Here is a 16756-nt window from a genome sequence, read left to right on the forward strand (position 1 = left end):
CCATATACCCCTTGGGGGTACCTAGCGCCTCTCCCCGCCGGTGAGTTGCGCCTCGGTCCCGGCGATCAGCAGCGTGAGCCCGTGCTCGAACGACTCCTCGGCCATCGGATTGCCGCCGGTCAGCAGGGCGGCCGTGAGGGTCGGCATCCCGGCCAGCAGGTCACCCGCGTCCGGGTCGCCGACCGGCACGCTCGCCTGTTCCTGCAGCACATAGCCGTTCAGGTAGTTGCCCAGCGCGGTGATCGTGCGCAGCGCCAGCACCGGCGTGAAGCCCAGCGCCACCATCGCGGCCAACTCGCCCTCGAACTCGCCGAGTGCGCCCGGCATGCGACGCGCCGAGGCCACCACCCGGGCGCCGTCCCGATGGGCCAGCAGCGATCGGCGGTAGCCCCTGGCCCGGCGCCGGAGCCACTCCTGCCAGGACTCGCGGTCGCGCGGCGGACCCATCCCGGCGCCCTGGATGATCGCGTCGGCCATCCCGTCGAGCAGCTCCTGCTTGGTCTTGATGTGCCAGTAGAGGGCCGGCGACCGGACGCCGAGCTCGGTGGCGAGGCGGCGCACGGTGAGCCCCTCCAGCCCCACCTCGTCGAGCAGCCGTAGCCCGGTCTCGATCAGCACTTCTCGGGAAAGACCCTTCACTCGGCCACCTTAGCAGTGCTAAGTTCCTCCTTAGCGTCGCTAAGGAGGAAACATGATCGACGAAGGCAGGGGCCGGGCGATCCTGGTTCTGCACGGCGGGATGGGCGACGAGACGTCGTGGTCGCGGGTCACCGACCTGCTGCGCGACCGCTTCCGGGCAGTCCGCATCACCCGCCGGCAATATCAGCTGGACGTGCCGCGCAAGGTGAGCATGGCCGACGAGGTGGCCGAGGTTCGCGAGGTGGCCGCGAAGCTGGAGCGGCCGGTGCTGGTCGGGCACTCGTCCGGGGCGGTGCTGGCCCTGGAGGCGCTGGCCGCCGATCCGGATCTCTACGCCGGCGCGGTCCTCTACGAGCCGCCGATCGTGGTGGACGAGCCGCTGGGCGGGGCGAAACTGGAGCCGGCGCGGGCCGCGATCGCCGCGGGGAAGCCGGGTCGGGCGTTGCGGATCTTCCTACGGGAGGTGGCGCGGAGCGGGCCGGTGCTCGCCGCCGTGGCCGGGACGGTGCTCGGGGCGAAGCCGGAGTTGGCCGGCCGGGTCGAGCGCCAACTGGACGACAACGACGCCATCGATGCGCTTGGGTGCCGGCTCACGGCGTACGCAGGCATCGAAGTTCCGGTTTTGCTCTTGGGCGGCGACAAGAGCCCGGCGCACCTGGGGGAACGGCTCGACGCGCTGCAGAAGGCGCTGCCGCGTGCCGACCGGCTGACGATGCACGGCCAGGGGCACAACGCCGAGCGGACCGCCCCGGCGCGAGTGGCCGAGGCGGTCGCCCGATTTGCCGCCAGCTAGTTGGTCATGAGTTGGCGGCGGAGGTCTTCACCAGGGTGCGGATCTGGCGGAGCAGCACCGACAACGCGGCCAGCTCGGCCGGGGTGTCGTCGACGTTGCCCATCGCGTTGGCGCAGCGGGCGATCGAGGCGGCGTTCACCTGCTCCCACTCGTCGACCCGCTCGCGCGCGGCCGACGTCGACTCGGTCGACTCCAGCACCTCGACCGTGAGCGCGGCCAGCGCCGCGTACAGGTCGTAGCGCAGCGCCATCCGGGCCAGCGTCTGCCACCGGTCGCCGCGCGGCAGCCGGGAGATGTGCGACAACAACTGGTCGATCTGGAAGCGCTCGGAGAGCACGAAGTAGACCTGCGCCACCTCGAGCGGGTCCCGGCCCGTCGACGCCGCCGCGGTGAGCACGTCGAGCAGGCCGAAGCCGTAGTTCGCCCAGGTGACCCGCTCGGCCAGCTCCATCGGGACGCCCTTGTCGACCAGGGTGGCGACGTGTTCGTCCATCGACCGGCGCTCCACGCCGACCAGCACCGAGGCCACCTGCGGCAGCAACTCGTGCACGCCGGGCTGCAGCCGGGCGATCTCGCCGGTCACGTCGAGCGGCGAGCGCCGGGTGCTGACCAGCCAGCGGACCGCCCGGTCGAGCAGCCGCCGCGACTCCAGGAAGACCAGCGTCTGCGCCGAGGTGGGCACCTGGTTGTCCAGCTCCTCGGCCGCCCGCCAGATCTCGGCGAGCCCGAACGCCTCGCGGACCACCACGTACGCCCGCATCACGTCGGCGGCGGACGCGCCGCTCTCCTCCATCGCGCGGTAGACGAACGACGTGCCGCCGCGGTTGACCACCTCGTTGACCAGGGCGGTCGAGATGATCTCGCGGCGCAGCCGGTGGCCGGCCATCCGGGCGCCGAACCGCTCGCGCAGCGGCGTCGGGAAATACCGGGCCAGCACATCGTGGGTCCAGGCCTCGTCGACCAGCTCGTCGGCGAGGATGTCCCTCTCCAGCGTGATCTTCACGTACGCCAGGAGGACGGCGAACTCGGGTGCGGCCAGGCCCTCGCCGGCCTCCGACCGCGCGGCCAGCTCGGCGTCCGTGGGCAGCGCCTCCAGCTCGCGGTTGAGCTGGCCGCTCTCCTCCAGCGAGGTGAGCATCCGCCGGTGCACCGGGAGCAGCGAGTGGGCCTGCGACCGGGCGTTGCCCAGCGCCGCCGCCTGCTCGTAGTTGTCCCGCAGCACCAGCGCCGCGACCTCGTCGGTCATCTGCGCCAACAGAGCGTCGCGGTCGGGGACGCTGAGCTCGCCGTCGGCCACCGCGCCGCCCAGCAGGATCTTGATGTTGACCTCGTGGTCGGAGCAGTCGACGCCGGCCGTGTTGTCGATGAAGTCGGTGTAGATGCGGCCGCCGGCACGGGCGAACTCGATCCGCCCGCGCTGGGTGAGCCCCAGGTTGCCGCCCTCGCCGACCACCTTGACCCGCAGCTGCGACCCGTTGATCCGGATCGGGTCGTTGGTCTTGTCGCCGACGTCCGCGTGCGTCTCCGAGACCGCCTTCACGTACGTGCCGATGCCGCCGTTGAACAGCAGGTCGACCGGGGCCTTGAGGATCGCCTTCATCAGGTCGGCCGGGCTGACCGCGGTGGCGTCGCCGAGATCCAGCGCCGCCCGTACCTCCGGCGTTATCGGGATCGATTTGGCCGTACGGGGATAAACGCCTCCGCCGCTGCTGATCAACTCGCGGGAATAGTCATTCCACGACGAACGTGGCAAATCGAACAGCCGCCGCCGCTCGGCGAAGGAGGCGGCCGCGTCCGGCGACGGGTCCAGGAAGATGTGCCGATGATCAAAGGCGGCAATTAGCCGGATATGTTCGGACAAAAGCATTCCGTTGCCGAAGACGTCGCCGGACATGTCGCCGACGCCGACCACGGTGAAATCCTGGGTCTGCGTGTCCACGCCCAAGTCGCGGAAGTGCTTCTTGACCGATTCCCAGGCGCCGCGCGCGGTGATGCCCATCTTCTTGTGGTCGTAGCCCGCCGAGCCGCCGCTGGCGAACGCGTCGCCGAGCCAGAACTCCTTGCCCACCGAGATCTCGTTGGCGATGTCGGAGAACGTCGCGGTGCCCTTGTCCGCCGCGACCACCAGGTACGGGTCGTCGCCGTCGTGCCGGACCACGTCCCGCGGCGGCACGATCTTGCCGGCGTGGATGTTGTCGGTGACGTCGAGCAGCGCGGTGATGAACCGTTTGTAGCACTCGACCGCCTCGTCCCGGTCGCCCGGCTTCTGCTTCAGGACGAACCCGCCCTTGGCGCCGACCGGCACGATCACCGCATTTTTCACCATCTGCGCCTTGACCAGGCCGAGGATCTCGGTGCGGAAGTCCTCCCGCCGGTCCGACCAGCGCAGGCCGCCCCGGGCGACCGCGCCGAAGCGCAGGTGCACGCCCTCGAACCGCGGCGAGTAGACGAAGATCTCGTACTTCGGGCGCGGCTCGGGCAGGTCGGGGATCGCCTTGGGGTCGAGCTTGAACGCCACGTAGTTCTTCGGCCGGCCGTCGGGGCCACGCTGGAAGAAGCTGGTGCGCAGGGTGGCCCGGACCAGGGTCAGGTAGGACCGGAGGATGCGGTCCTGATCGAGGCTCTCCACCCCGTCGAGCAGCTCGGTGATCCGCTCGACGAGCTCGCCGGCCAGCCGGGTGCGCTCCTGCTCGCCGGCCTGCAGCCGGGGCGAGAAGCGGGTCTCGAAGAGCGTGACCAGCAGCCGGGCGATCTCCGGGTAGGCGATGAAGGTCGATTCGATGTAGCGCTGGGAGAAGAGGCTGCCGGCTTGGCGCTGATATTTGGCGTACGCCCGGAGGACCACCACCTGACGCCAGGTGAGCCCGGCCCGCAGCACCAGTTCGTTGAACCCGTCGACCTCCGCCTCGCCCCGCCAGGCGGCCGCGAACGCGTTCTCCACCTGCGGCCGAACCTCGGCCAGCTCACGGTGCTCGGTCGGCGGGCGCAGCCCGAAGTCGTACAGGTAGATCGTGCCGTCGCTGCGGCGGATCTCGTACGGCCGCTCGTCGACCACCTGCACGCCCAACGAGTGCAACACGGGCAGCACCGCGGAGAGCATCATCGGCTCGCCGTACCGGTAGACCTTGAACCGCACGTCGTGGTCGTCCGGCTCGGGCTCGCCGCCCGCCACCTGCCGCCGCTTGCGGTACAGGTGCATCTCGAGCTGGCCCTCCTCCTCGAGGAGCTCGAGCTTGGCCAGGTCCTGCATGCCCTCGTACGGCGTGTGGCCGTCCTTGTAGCTGTCCGGGTAGGCGTTGGCGTACCGGCCGAACAGCTCCCGGGCCGATTCCTCGCCCAGTTTGCGCTCGAGGACCAGGGAGAAGTCGTCGTCCCACATCCGGGTCGCATCGGCGAGCAGCTCGGCCAGCGCGTTCGGGTCGACCGTGCCCGGCGGGTCGGCCGGGTCGGTCCGCACGATGAAGTGGATCCGGGCCAGCATCCGCTCGGTGACCCGGGTCGTGTAGTCGACGCCGATGCCGTTCAGCTCGCGGAGCAGGATCTCCTGCATGCGCAGCCGGTTACCGGTGGTGAACCTGTCCCGGGGCATGTAGATGAGGCAGGAGATGAACCGGCCGTAACCGTCGCGCCGGAGGAAGAGGCGCAGCTGCCGGCGGCCCGCCATCCGCAGGACACCGATCACCGCCTCGTACAGGTCATCGGTCTTGATCTGGAAGAGCTCGTCGCGCGGGTACGTCTCCAGGATCTGCAGCAGGTCCTTGCCGGAGTGGCCGCGCGGGGACAGGCCGGAGCGGTCCAGCACCTCCATCACCTTGCGCTTGACCACCGGCAGCTCGCGCACGCTCGTCCGATACGCCGAGCTCGAGAACAGGCCCAGGAAGCGGCGCTCGCCCACCACCTCGCCGCGGTCGTTGAAGACCTTGACGCCGATGTAGTCCAGGTACGCCGAGCGGTGCACGGTCGCCCGCGAGTTGGCCTTGGTGATCACCAGCAGGCGCTTCTCGAGGGCCCGCTGGTACGCCTCCGGCGCCATCGAGGAGAGCTGGCGCGGCGTCGAGTCACCGCGGAGGATGCCCAGGCCGGAGCCGGCCACCGCGGTGAGCAAGTCGCCGTCCAGGCGGTACTCGCGGTACCCGAGGAACGTGAAGTGATCATGGGCGAGCCACTTGAGCAGCTCGATCGAGTCGGTGACGTCCTTGTCCGGCACCGGCAGCTTGGCCTCGGAGCCGCGCGCGGCGGCCAGTTCGTCGGCGATCACCAGGGCCCGCTGGCGCATCCGCGGCCAGTCCTCGACCGCGTCCCGCACGTCGGTGAGCACCCGGCGCACCTCGTTGTGCAATTGCTCCCGGGTCTCGTCCCGGCGGATCGGGTCGATCTCGATCCGGATCCAGCTCTCCACCAGGTCGCCGTCGATCGCGTCGTCCGGCTCGACGTCGGCGGCGAGCTCGGCCAGCGCGCCCAGCGGCTCGCGGCGGACCACGATCAGCGGGTGGACCAGCAGGTGAACCTGCAGCTGGTGGGCGGTGAGCAGGGCGATCACCGAGTCGACCAGGAAGGGCATGTCGTCGGTGACGATCTGCACGACGGTATGGCACTCGGAGCCGGTCGGCGGCGTGATGGCCAGTTTCAGCTCGCCGGGTAACCGGACCGCGGCCAGGTCGCGATGGGCGACCGCCGCGTCGTACATCTCCTGTGCGGTGAAACCGACCAATTCCTCATCCGGCGCGAACCGCCAGAAGCGGCCGACCAGCGACGCCGTCGCATGATCGGCGCCGGCCACTTCGACCGCCTGCGCCACCAGGCGCTCGCCGTTGGGCAGCGGCTCGTCGAGCTCGGAATCATCGCTGGAGGTGCCCAGCCGGCCCGTCAGGGCGAGCCCGGGACCCTGCGTGAAATCCAGCTCAGGGTCGGAAGTCGGATCAGTTTCCGTCGCTGCCTCGTCGGCGACAGCCATGGCTCGGTGCTCCCCTCACCCACGACATTGTGGGTTCGAACGTGTCGCTCACAGCCTAGAACGGTTGCGCCGTACGGGATCACACGCGTGGTGGGTTCGGTCCGTTCGGCCCCAAATTTGCTCTACGTCACGTAGTTCGGGTCGGCGGAACGAGCACATCTTTATTACCGTTCCGTAGCATCGCGTCCGGCATACCCACGAGAGGGGACCTCATGCTCGACCGCCGTGCTCCGACCCGCCGCCGGGTGACCGCCGTCGCGGCCACGTTGACGCTGGTCTGCGGAGGCCTGGCGGCCTGCTCCAAGGACGGCCCGGACGACACGCTCAAGGCCTTCCTGGCCGGCTGGCGCAGCGGCAACCTCAACGCGGTCGGCTTCGTCGGCGCGGACGGTGGCAAGGTCAGCGCGAACGACGTCGTCGACCAGCTGAAGGCGCTCTCCGGTGACCTGGCCAAACAGTCGCTGGTGCTGACCCCGGTCGGCTCCCCCAAGACCACCGGGGACATCGCCTCCAGCGCGGTCAAGCTGGACTGGACGCTGCCCGGCGGGGCGGCCTGGTCGTACGAGAGCACGGTCCGGCTGACCAAGCAGGGCAGCAAGGGCTGGCGGGTGGTCTGGGAGCCGGCCATCGTGCAGAGCGAGCTGCAGACCGGCGACAAGCTGGCGTTACGCCGGGTGCCGGCGAAACGGGCGGCCATTCAGGACGCGACCGGCCAGCCGATCGTCACACCACGCGATGTGGTGGTCGTCGGGGTCAGCCCCCAGAAGATCACAAACTTCGCACAGTTGCAGAAGGACCTGGCCACCGCGTTCAAGAAGCTCGACGTCACGATCGACATGTCCAACCTTGCGGACCGGGTGAAGAACTCCGCGCCGGGTGCCTTCATCGAGTTGATCACGCTGCGTCGTGCGGACTATGACAAAATCCGGGACGACGTACGCCCGCTGGCCGGCACCGTCTTCCGCGAGGAGACCCGCAACCTCGCGCCGACCAGGACCTTCGCCCGGGCGCTGCTCGGCACCGCCGACGAGGCGACCGCCGAGGACATCGACAACAACCCCGACGGGGTCGCGCAGGGTGACATCGTCGGGCACGGCGGGCTGCAGGAGAGGTACGACGCGACGCTCCGCGGCACGGCCGGCATCTCGGTGGTGATCGCCCGCGTGGCCGCCGACGGCACCGTGACCAGCACCCAGCTCTACGGCACCAAGCCGGTCGACGGCAACCCTGTCAAGATCAGCATCGACACGAAGACGCAGACCGCCGCCGACGCCGCGCTGGCCACCGAGAAGCAGGCCAGCTCGCTGGTCGCCATCAAGGTCAGCGACGGTTCGGTGCTCGCGGTCGCCAACGGCCCCGACGGCGGCACGGTCGACACCGCCCTGACCGGCCAGGTCCCGCCCGGATCAACCTTCAAGACCGTTTCCGCGTACGGGTTGTTGCGGCGCAAGCTGGTGACCGCCGACTCGACGGTGACCTGCCCGAAGACGGTCACCGTCGCCGGCCACGAGTTCAAGAACTCCGGCGACGAGGCGCTCGGCGACGTCCCGTTCCACGTCGACTACGCCAAGTCGTGCAACACGGCGTTCGTCGGCCTGTCGTCGAAGCTGGGCGCGGCCGGCCTGCAGGCGGCGGCCGGCGACTTCGGCCTGGGCGCCCCGTGGGACATGGGCGCCGAGGCGTTCAGCGGCAAGGTCTCCCCCGCCGACAGCCCGACCGAGCTGGCCGCGGCGACCTTCGGCCAGGGCGAGACGGTGGTCAGCCCGGTGGCGATGGCGAGCGTGGCGGCGGCCGTGGCGCGCGGCCAGTTCAAACAGCCCAGGCTGGTGCTCGACCCGGCCCCGACCAAGGCGGCGGCCGACGGGGCACCGCTGGACGCGACGGCGGTGGGCGCCCTGCGCGGCATGATGCGCGAGGTGGTGACCGCCGGCACGGGCACGGCACTGCGCGACGTGAAGGGCAAGCCGGTGTTCGGCAAGACGGGCACGGCCGAGTTCGACGCGAGCTCGAAGGACACCCACTCCTGGTTCATCGGCTACCAGGGCGATGTGGCCTTCGCGGTGATGGTGCAGAAGGGCGGGTCGGGCGCCGAGGCAGCCGTGCCGATCGTGAAGAACTTCCTGAACGCCCTGAACTGAACGGTCGCGTAGCTCAGGCGATGTCGGCCGGGGAGCCGGAGCCCAGGTCGAAGGCGGGGCGCTGAACCGGCAGCGAGAAACCGTCGGCGGCCGGGAGGTCCTCCGCCCGGCTGTCATCTGCGGGGCGGTCGTCTGCGGGGCGGGGCCGAAGCATGCCGGGGCGGGTGGCCGGCAGCGGCTTGGAGTCGAGCAGCGGCGCCTGGCCGAGCGGCCGGGCGATGAAGGAGTCTTCGACGGCGCGCGCGTCGGGGCCGCTCTCCACCGGCTGATCGGCCTCGGCATCCGGCGTGCTTTCCGCGCGCTCCTCGCCCGACAAAACCGAAATTTCGGATTTGTCGCCCGGGACAGCCTTGTCGTCGACCTGGTGGACGTCGGCAGCGGGAAGGTCGTCCACCGGCGTGGACCGGGGTGTCTCCTCCGCGTCCTGGGCTGCGGCGGCTGGGCGCAGCAACGACGACGGGCCGTCAGCCTCGCCTTCCGCGGGGCGCCGCAACAAGGACTGCCGGCCGGCCTTCGAGCGCGGGCGCAACAAGGACGCCCGCACAGAGGCGGCCACATCCCCGGTCGGCCGCAGCAACGCCGCTCTCGCGTCCCCATCCGCGGACGGGCGCAACAGTGACGCCAGGCCGGCCGCGGCGTCTGTCACCGCCGGACGCGCCGCCGACGCCTCGCGCGACGCGTCAGGGGCAGGCTCGGGGTCAGCCGCAGAGCCAGTCACGTGGCCCGGCTCGGGGCCGCCCTCCGCGGCGAGGTCGGCCTCGCCGGGATCGGGCCGCGGTTCTGGCTCCGCGCCGCGGGAAGCGGGCTCAATGGCGTCCGCCGCGGCCTCCGCGGCGGGCGGGGCAGGCTCAGCGCCGGGAGCCGCGGGCGCGGCGGCTCCAGCACCGGGAGCGGCGGCCTCACCGGCGCGCGCGGCGCTCTCTGCGGCGGGCGCGGCGGGCTCAGCGGCGGGCGCGGCGGGCTCAGCGGCAAGCCCGACGGCCTCGGCAGCGGGGCCGCCCGGTCCAACGGCGGGAGCGGCAGGCCCGCCCGGTCCAACGGCAGGAGCGGCAGGCCCGCCCGGTCCAACGGCAGGCCTGGCGGCAGGCCCGCCGTGTCCAACGGCGGGAGCGGCAGGCCCGCCCGGTCCAACGGCGGGCCTGGCGGCGCGCGCGGCGCTCTCTGAGGCGGGCGCGGCGGGCTCAGCAGCGGGCCAAGCGGACTCTCCGACGGGCTTGACGGCCGGCTTCGCGAGGTCCGCCCGGGCCGCGATCAGGTCGGGCCTCAGCGCGACCGTGCGCGCCGCCGCCAGCCCCGCCGCCACCGTTGTCGCGATCTCGGCCGCGTAGGCGCCGTCCGGGTCGTAATCCGGGTCGAAGACGGTGATTTCGACGCCCAGGCAGTGTGGCGACTCGACCAGCCCGGCCAGCAGGATCTCCAGCTCCGGGAACGCTATCCCGCCCGGCGTCGGCGCGTCGACCGCCGGCATCACCGCCGGGTCCAGCACGTCCACGTCGACGTGCAGCCAGTACCCCGCGCAGTCCACCAGCTGGTCACGGGCCCACTGGGCACTCCGCGCCGCCCCCTCGACCCGCAGCGCCGGGACCGGCCGGGTCACGATGCCCGCCGCCTGCAGGTCGAGGCGGTACTCGTCCTGGGCCCGCAGCCCCAGCACCACCACGTCGATGTCGCGGAAGTACGGCCGGCGGCCCTCGATCGACGCCAGGTCCGCCTGGCCGCGGCCGGTCACCAGCGCCAGGTCCTCCCCCGCCGCCGCGCCCACATAGGACGCGTTCCCGGGGTGCCGGAAGTCGGAGTGACCGTCCACGAAGACCAGCCCGATCCGGCCGCCGACCGCCTCGCCGAGCCGGTGCATGGCCAGGCCGGAGCCGAGCAGGATGGAGCAGTCCCCGCCGAGGATCACCGGGAATTCGCCGGCGTCCAGGATCGCGCCGATCCGGTCGGCCAGCTTGCGGGAGTACGCCGCGATCTGTTCCGCCTGCGCGACGCCGTCCCCCGGCCGCCAGTCGCCCGGGTCGTACCGCGGCGGGGTCAGGCAGCCCGCGTCGCGCGCGCCGAGCTTGGTGAGCAGGCCGTGGTCGCGGAGCGCTCCGGGCGCCTTGGCGCAGCCCGGCACCGAGGTCGCGGTCGGCGGGCGCAGACCGAGATTGGACGGTGCGTCAAGGACTGCGATCCGGCGCACGGAACCTCCCGTCTAGAAGAGCGCGCTGGCCAGCTGCCGCCGGGCGGTGGCGACCGCCGGGTCGTCCGGCCCGGCCACGCTGAACAGCGAGAGCAGATGCTTGCGTACGACGTCGCGCTCGTCCCCGGAGGTGCGCTTGACCAGCTTGACCAGCCGCTCGTACGCCCGGTCGGCCTGGCCGGAGAGCACCTCGACGTCGGCCGCGAGGCGCTGGGCGTCGAGGTCGTCGGGGTTGGCCTCGGCCGCGGCCAGCGCGGCGTTCGGGTCGGTGCCGCCCACCCGGCGGTACAGGTCGACCTGGGCCAGGCCGGACTCGGCCATCGCGTCGGCCGGGGACTCCGCGAGGATCTTCTTGTACGCCGCCTCCGCCGCGTCCAGGTCGCCGACCATCAGCGCCTCGTCGGCGGCGTCGAGCCGCGGGTCGGCCGGCGCCTCGACGCTGACGCCGCCCGCCTTGAGCACGGCGTCCACATACTGCTTGACCTGGTGCTCGGGCAGGACGCCGGTGAAGCCCTCGACCAGCTGACCGCCCACCACCGCGACCACCATCGGGATGCCCTGCACGCGCAGCGCCTGGGCGAGCCGGGGGTTGGCGTCCACATCGACCTTGCCGAGCACCCAGCTGCCGCCGCCGGCCTGCGCGAGCTTTTCGAGCACCGGGGAGAGCTGCTTGCACGGCTCGCACCAGTCGGCCCAGAAGTCGAGGATGACCGGGGTGCTCAGCGAGCGCTCGAGAACGGCGGACTGGAAATTGGCCTCGGTGACGTCGATGATCGTCTCGGGGGCACCGCCGCCCGGGAAGCCGGCCGGGGCGCCGTTGGGCGCCGCCGAGCTCGGGGCCGCGCCGGCCGGCGTTGGACCGCCGCTCGGGGAGGGGGCCGGCGTGCGCAGCGCGCTGAGATCGACCGCGCCGCGGGTGAAGATCGACGGAGTGGTCCGTGGGTCGCTCATGGTTACCTAGTCTCGCACGCTGACAAGGCGGTACGTCGTGCCGCGCGGCGGTCGATATCGGAGGTCACAACCGCACGTCATCACCGATACTTGACGCCGCCGGGCGGTTACGCAAGATCCCACCGTGGTCAGAAACGGGCCGGCTCCCGGTAGATGCCCCACTCGCCCTTCAACGCGCCACAGATCTCGCCGAGCGTCGCCTCGGCCCGCGCCGCCTCGAGCATGGCCGGAATCATGTTCTCGTCGGTGCGCGCGACCGCCACCATGCGGTCGAGGGCGGCTTTCACCCGTACGGAATCCCGGGAAGCCCGCCGATCGCCCAGCTCGCGGCGTTGCGCCAGCTCGACCTCGTGGGAGACCCGGAGGATCTCCAGATCCTTGGCCACCGTGCCGGTGTGCGCGTTGACGCCGACGATCCGCTTCTCGTCCTTCTCCAGCGCCTGTTGGTAGACGAACGCGGCCTCGGCGATGTTCGCGGTGAACCAGCCATCCTCGATGCCGCGCAGGACGCCGGCCGTCACGCTGCCGTCCGAGCCGAGCTCGCGGATGCGGGCGAAGATCTCCTCCGCCTCGGCCTCGATCCGGTCGGTGAGCGCCTCCAGATACCACGAGCCGCCGAGCGGATCGGCCACGTTGACCACGCCGGTCTCCTCCATCAGCACCTGCTGGGTGCGCAGGGCGATCTCGGCGGACTCGTCGGTGGGCAGCGCGAGCGTCTCGTCGAGGGCGTTCGTATGCAGCGAATTCGTCCCGCCGAGCACCGCGGCCAGCGCCTCGACCGCGGTGCGCACCACGTTGTTGACCGGCTGCTGGGCGGTCAGGCTGACCCCGGCGGTCTGCGTGTGGAATTTCAGCCAGAGCGCCTTCTCGCTGGTCGCGCCGTACTCGTCGCGCAGGTGCCGGGCCCAGATGCGGCGCGCGGCGCGGAACTTCGCGATCTCCTCGAAGAAGTCGATGTGCGCGTCGAAGAAGAAGCTCAGGCCGGGGGCGAACTGGTTGACGTCGAGCCCCCGGGACAGGCCCAGCTCGACGTACCCGAAGCCGTCGGCCAGCGTGTAGGCCAGCTCCTGCGCGGCCGTCGACCCGGCCTCGCGGATGTGGTAGCCGCTCACCGACAGCGGCTTGTACTTGGGGATCTCCCGCGCGCAGTACGCCATCAGGTCGCCGATCAACCGCAGGTGCGGCTCCGGCGCGAAGAGCCACTCCTTCTGCGCGATGTACTCCTTGAAGATGTCGGTCTGCAGGGTGCCGTCGAGCCGGCTCAGATCGGCGCCCTGCCGCTCGGCGGCCACCAGGTACATGCAGAAGATCGGCACGGCCGGCCCGGAGATCGTCATGCTGGTGGTGACGTCCTGCAGCCTGATGCCGTCGAAGAGCACATCCATGTCGGCGGCCGAGTCGATCGCGACGCCGCAGTGCCCGACCTCGCCGAGCGACTGCGGGTCGTCGGAGTCGCGGCCCATCAGCGTCGGCATGTCGAAGGCGACGCTGAGCCCGCCGCCGCCGGCCGCGAGGATCATCTTGTACCGCTCGTTGGTCTGCTGCGCGTTGCCGAAGCCCGCGAACTGGCGGATGGTCCAGGTCCGTCCGCGATATCCGGTCGGATAGAGACCGCGGGTGTACGGGAACTCGCCCGGCCACCCGATGCGGTCGAACCCGGGGTAGGCGGCCCCGTCGGGTGGCCCGTAGACCGGGTCGACCGGCGACCCGGAGAGGGTGGTGAAGTCGGCTTCCCGCTTGCGGGAGGCGTCGTAGCGCCGTTGCCAGCGCTCCCGGCCGGCGGCGATGTCGGCAGCATCCATGCAGCCATCGTAGAGGCAAACCTGAACGCTCCCTAAGGATGCGGTCAGACCCGGTGGTCGAGGATCCAGGACTGCGGGTTGCCGCTGCGGTAGGCCATCTTGAGGAAGAACGGCAGCATCGCGTCCCGGACGGCGGCGCCGATCGGGCCGGCGGTCTTGCCGCTGCCGTTGCGGCGGCCGACGGCGACCACCTTCTCCACCCGGGGGCGGCGGATCCGCTCGTACTCCCCCAGCGCCGCGCGCAGATCGTCGGGGCGCTCGGCCAGGCAGCGGCCCAGGACCACGGCGCCCTCGATCGCCATCGACGCGCCCTGGCCCGAGGACGGGGCCACGGCGTGCGCGGCGTCGCCGGCCAGGACCACCCGGCCGGAGTGCCAGACCGGGACGCGGCGCAGGTCTTCGGTGTTCCACGGGCCGATCGCCACGCCGGTCGCCCGGATGATCGCGGCGGCCGGCAGCCCCTCGTCGGCGAACAGGTCGATGAGGTGGGCCCGCCAGGACTCGGACGTGAAGTCACCGGGCCGCACCGGGTGCTTGCTCGGCGGGTTAGCGAACCACCACACCGAGCCGCCGGGCGCCGTCGCCCAGCCGAAGAACGCCCGGCGGCCGAACGCCATGTGCATCAGGCCGGGCGTGCGGTCATAGTCGGCGTCGACCGGGTGGTCGGTGAAGCCGCCAGCGTTGAGCAGGCCCAGGTAGGTCGGCGCGGGACCGCCGGGGTTGAGCGTCTCGCGCACCGGGAGCGCAGGCCGTCGGCGCCGACCAGGAGATCGCCCTCGGCGGTCGAGCCGTCCTCGAAGGTCGCGGTGACGCCGCCGGAGTGCTCGGGCGCGGCGACCTTCCGGCGTTGGCTCACCAACATGTTGCCGACACCGGCGCGCGAGTTCCCCGAGTTCCCGGCGGCGCTGGCGTTCCTCGCGGTGCTGGCCCCCGCCGAGGTTCGCGGCCTGCTCGCGCGCCGGATCGAGGCGCAGGAGGAACGGCTGACGGCGATACACGAGCAGGCACCGCCGGGCATGCCGCGGCTGTTCCTGATCGAGGACGAGTATCGCGCGGCCATGCTGACGGCCGAGCTCGCCTGGCTGCGCGACGTGGTGGCCGACCTGGACAGCGGCGCCTTCACCTGGGACCTGGCGCTGATCCGGAAGACGCTGGCGGAGTTCGGTTAGAGGCCCTTGATCAGCTCGTCCGCCGCCGCGTACGGGTCGAGTTCGCCCGCCGCCACCGCCGCGGCCAGGGTGGTCAACGCCGTACCCTCGCGCAGGTTTCCGATCCGCGCACGCAGCGTGCCCAGGGCGATCGCCTCGACCTCGACGGCGGCCCGCCGCTCGCGGCGGGTCAGCAGATTGCCGCTGGACTCCAGCCAGGCCCGGTGCTTGCCGATCGCCGCCACCACATCGTCGATGCCCTCGCCGCGGACCGCCGTCGCGCGGACCACCAGCGGGCGCCAGTCGCCGGGCGCGCGCTCGCCGAGGCCCAGCATGCCCTGGATGTCGCGGTACGTGGCGTCGGCGCCGGGCCGGTCCGCCTTGTTGATCACGAAGACGTCGGCGATCTCGAGAACGCCCGCCTTGACCGCCTGGATCGCGTCGCCCATGCCCGGCGCGAGCAGCACCAGCGTCGTGTCGGCGAGCGAGGCGATCTCCACCTCGGCCTGGCCGACGCCGACGGTCTCGACCAGGATCACCTCGCAGCCGGCGCCCTCGAGCACGCGCACCGCCTGCGGCGTGGCCGCGGAGAGCCCGCCGAGCTGGCCGCGGCTGGACATCGAGCGGATGTAGACGCCCGCGTCGCCGGTGTGCTCCTGCATCCGCACCCGATCGCCGAGGATCGCGCCGCCGGTGAACGGGCTGGACGGGTCGACCGCGAGCACGCCCACCCGGCGGCCCTCGGCGCGCAGCTGCCGGACCAGTTCGTTGGTGGTGGTGGACTTGCCCACCCCCGGGGCGCCGGTCAGGCCGACGACCTGGGCGTGCCCCGCGTACGGGGCGAGCGCGGCGGCTACCTCGGGCAGCGCCGGATCGCCGTTCTCGACGAGGCTGATCAGCCGGGCCACCGAGCGGGCGTCACCCTCGCGCGCCCGCGCGACGAGGGTGGGCACGTCGCGCCGGGACCTCACCTGCCGGGAACCTCGATGATCAGCGCGTCGCCCTGGCCGCCGCCGCCGCACAGGCCGGCCGCGCCGAGGCCGCCGCCGCGGCGCTTGAGCTCCAGCGCCAGGGTCAGCACCAGGCGGGCGCCGGACATGCCGATCGGGTGGCCGAGCGCGATCGCGCCGCCGTTCACGTTCACCATCTCGCTGTCGACGCCGAGCTCGCGCATCGACTGGATGCCGACCTGGGCGAACGCCTCGTTGATCTCGATCAGGTCGAGGTCGGCCACGACCTTGCCGGCCTTGGTCAGCGCGTGCTTGATCGCGTTGGCCGGCTGGGACTGCAGCGAGCTGTCCGGACCCGCCACGTTGCCGTGCGAGACGATCTCGGCGAGCCAGGTGAGCCCCAGCTCCTCGGCCTTGGCCCGGCTCATCACCACGACCGCGGCGGCGCCGTCGGAGATCGGCGAGGCGGTGCCCGCGGTGATCGTGCCGTCCGCGGTGAAGGCCGGGCGCAGCTTGGCCAGCGACGCGGTGGTCGTGTCGGGGCGTACCCCCTCGTCGGTGTCGACGACCAGGTCACCGCCGCGCTGGGCGATGGTGATCGGCGCGATCTCCTCGGCGAAGTGGCCGTTCTTCTGCGCGGCGGCGGCCCGCTGGTGGCTCAGCGCGGCGAACTCGTCCTGCTCCGCGCGAGAGATGCCGAGCCTGGCGCCGCTGCGCTCGGTCGACTCGCCCATCGCGATGCCGTCCCACGGGTCGGTCAGGCCGTCGAACGCCATGTGGTCACGGACGGTCACGTCGCCGAACTTGACGCCCTGGCGCTGATTGATCAGGTGCGGCGCGTTGGTCATCGACTCCATGCCGCCGGCCACCACGATCTCGAACTCGCCGGCCCGGATCAGCTGGTCGGCCAGGGCGATCGCATCCAGCCCGCTCAGGCACACCTTGTTGATGGTCACGGCGGGCGTGGTCATCGGGATGCCGGCGGCCACGGCGGCCTGCCGGGCGGTGATCTGGCCGGCGCCGGCCTGCAGGACCTGCCCCATGATCACATACTCCACCTGGTCGGGGCGGACGCCGGCGCGCTCGAGGGCGGCGCCGATCGCGTGGCCGCCGAGGGCGGTGCCGGAGAGGGATTTCAGGTTGCCGAGCAGGCGGCCCATTGGTGTGCGGGCGCCACTGACGATTACCGAGCTGGTCAC

10 protein-coding genes and 1 pseudogene are annotated in these 16756 nt (G+C 71.8%); 3 read left to right on the forward strand and 8 right to left on the reverse strand.

The features are described 5' to 3' along the window. Positions 1 to 21: 21 nt before the first annotated feature. The gene (locus IH26_RS0112000) at positions 22 to 639 is read right to left on the reverse strand and encodes a TetR/AcrR family transcriptional regulator C-terminal domain-containing protein (RefSeq protein ID WP_030436236.1); all 618 of its coding nucleotides are present in this window, start codon (positions 637 to 639) and stop codon (positions 22 to 24) included. A gap of 52 nt (positions 640 to 691) precedes the next feature. On the opposite strand from IH26_RS0112000, the gene IH26_RS0112005 reads away from it, so the two are divergent. Beyond that, positions 692 to 1432 carry an alpha/beta fold hydrolase gene (locus IH26_RS0112005; protein ID WP_051807986.1) on the forward strand — a complete coding sequence of 247 codons (741 nt, stop codon included), beginning with the start codon at positions 692 to 694 and terminating at the stop codon, positions 1430 to 1432. A gap of 4 nt (positions 1433 to 1436) precedes the next feature. Here IH26_RS0112005 and IH26_RS0112010 read toward each other — a convergent pair whose 3' ends face one another. Continuing rightward, positions 1437 to 6386 carry an NAD-glutamate dehydrogenase gene (locus tag IH26_RS0112010; RefSeq protein WP_030436238.1) on the reverse strand — a complete coding sequence of 1650 codons (4950 nt, stop codon included), beginning with the start codon at positions 6384 to 6386 and terminating at the stop codon, positions 1437 to 1439. A 212-nt stretch (positions 6387 to 6598) separates the two neighbouring features. Between IH26_RS0112010 and IH26_RS0112015 the strand changes: the two genes are divergently transcribed. Further along, complete coding sequence (locus IH26_RS0112015; protein WP_030436239.1) at positions 6599 to 8524, forward strand: penicillin-binding transpeptidase domain-containing protein; 1926 nt, start codon at positions 6599 to 6601, stop codon at positions 8522 to 8524. A 1042-nt stretch (positions 8525 to 9566) separates the two neighbouring features. Here the strand turns inward: IH26_RS0112015 and IH26_RS53460 are convergent. The 4 genes and pseudogenes from IH26_RS53460 to IH26_RS63880 form a co-directional block, all read right to left on the reverse strand. Then, positions 9567 to 10706, reverse strand: a pseudogene (locus tag IH26_RS53460) (arginase family protein); the annotation flags it as partial. Between the two features lie 12 nt (positions 10707 to 10718). After that, positions 10719 to 11657 carry a tetratricopeptide repeat protein gene (locus tag IH26_RS0112025; RefSeq protein WP_030436241.1) on the reverse strand — a complete coding sequence of 313 codons (939 nt, stop codon included), beginning with the start codon at positions 11655 to 11657 and terminating at the stop codon, positions 10719 to 10721. Positions 11658 to 11785: 128 nt separating this feature from the next. Next, positions 11786 to 13459, reverse strand: a complete 1674-nt coding sequence (icmA, locus tag IH26_RS0112030) for a coenzyme B12-dependent isobutyryl-CoA mutase large subunit (protein ID WP_030436242.1) — start codon at positions 13457 to 13459, stop codon at positions 11786 to 11788. Between the two features lie 44 nt (positions 13460 to 13503). Continuing rightward, on the reverse strand, positions 13504 to 14196 hold the full coding sequence (locus tag IH26_RS63880) for an FAD-dependent oxidoreductase (protein ID WP_051807988.1): 693 nt from the start codon (positions 14194 to 14196) through the stop codon (positions 13504 to 13506). 123 nt (positions 14197 to 14319) lie between these two features. Between IH26_RS63880 and IH26_RS0112040 the strand changes: the two genes are divergently transcribed. After that, entirely contained in the window at positions 14320 to 14628 is a 309-nt protein-coding gene (locus tag IH26_RS0112040; RefSeq protein WP_211268634.1) for a hypothetical protein, read from the forward strand. On the opposite strand, the gene meaB is transcribed toward IH26_RS0112040, so the two are convergent. Together meaB and IH26_RS0112050 are read right to left on the reverse strand one after the other, a co-directional pair. Continuing rightward, a complete protein-coding gene (gene meaB / locus IH26_RS0112045; protein ID WP_030436244.1) occupies positions 14625 to 15578 on the reverse strand; it encodes a methylmalonyl Co-A mutase-associated GTPase MeaB in 954 nt (317 codons plus the stop codon). The genes IH26_RS0112040 and meaB overlap by 4 nt on opposite strands. Further along, entirely contained in the window at positions 15575 to 16756 is a 1182-nt protein-coding gene (locus tag IH26_RS0112050) for an acetyl-CoA C-acetyltransferase (RefSeq protein ID WP_030436245.1), read from the reverse strand. The genes meaB and IH26_RS0112050 overlap by 4 nt, the downstream gene beginning before the upstream one ends.

The organism is Actinoplanes subtropicus (genome assembly GCF_000721705.1).
Lineage (GTDB): Bacteria > Actinomycetota > Actinomycetes > Mycobacteriales > Micromonosporaceae > Actinoplanes > Actinoplanes subtropicus.

Bases quoted from the DNA above. Each gene is read 5' to 3' on its own strand.
- IH26_RS0112040 (WP_211268634.1), top strand. From the start codon at position 14,320: ATGTTGCCGACACCGGCGCGCGAGTTCCCCGAGTTCCCGGCGGCGCTG.
- IH26_RS0112010 (WP_030436238.1), bottom strand. From the start codon at position 6,386: ATGGCTGTCGCCGACGAGGCAGCGACGGAAACTGATCCGACTTCCGAC.
- icmA (WP_030436242.1), bottom strand. From the start codon at position 13,459: ATGGATGCTGCCGACATCGCCGCCGGCCGGGAGCGCTGGCAACGGCGC.
- IH26_RS0112005 (WP_051807986.1), top strand. From the start codon at position 692: ATGATCGACGAAGGCAGGGGCCGGGCGATCCTGGTTCTGCACGGCGGG.
- IH26_RS0112015 (WP_030436239.1), top strand. From the start codon at position 6,599: ATGCTCGACCGCCGTGCTCCGACCCGCCGCCGGGTGACCGCCGTCGCG.
- IH26_RS0112025 (WP_030436241.1), bottom strand. From the start codon at position 11,657: ATGAGCGACCCACGGACCACTCCGTCGATCTTCACCCGCGGCGCGGTC.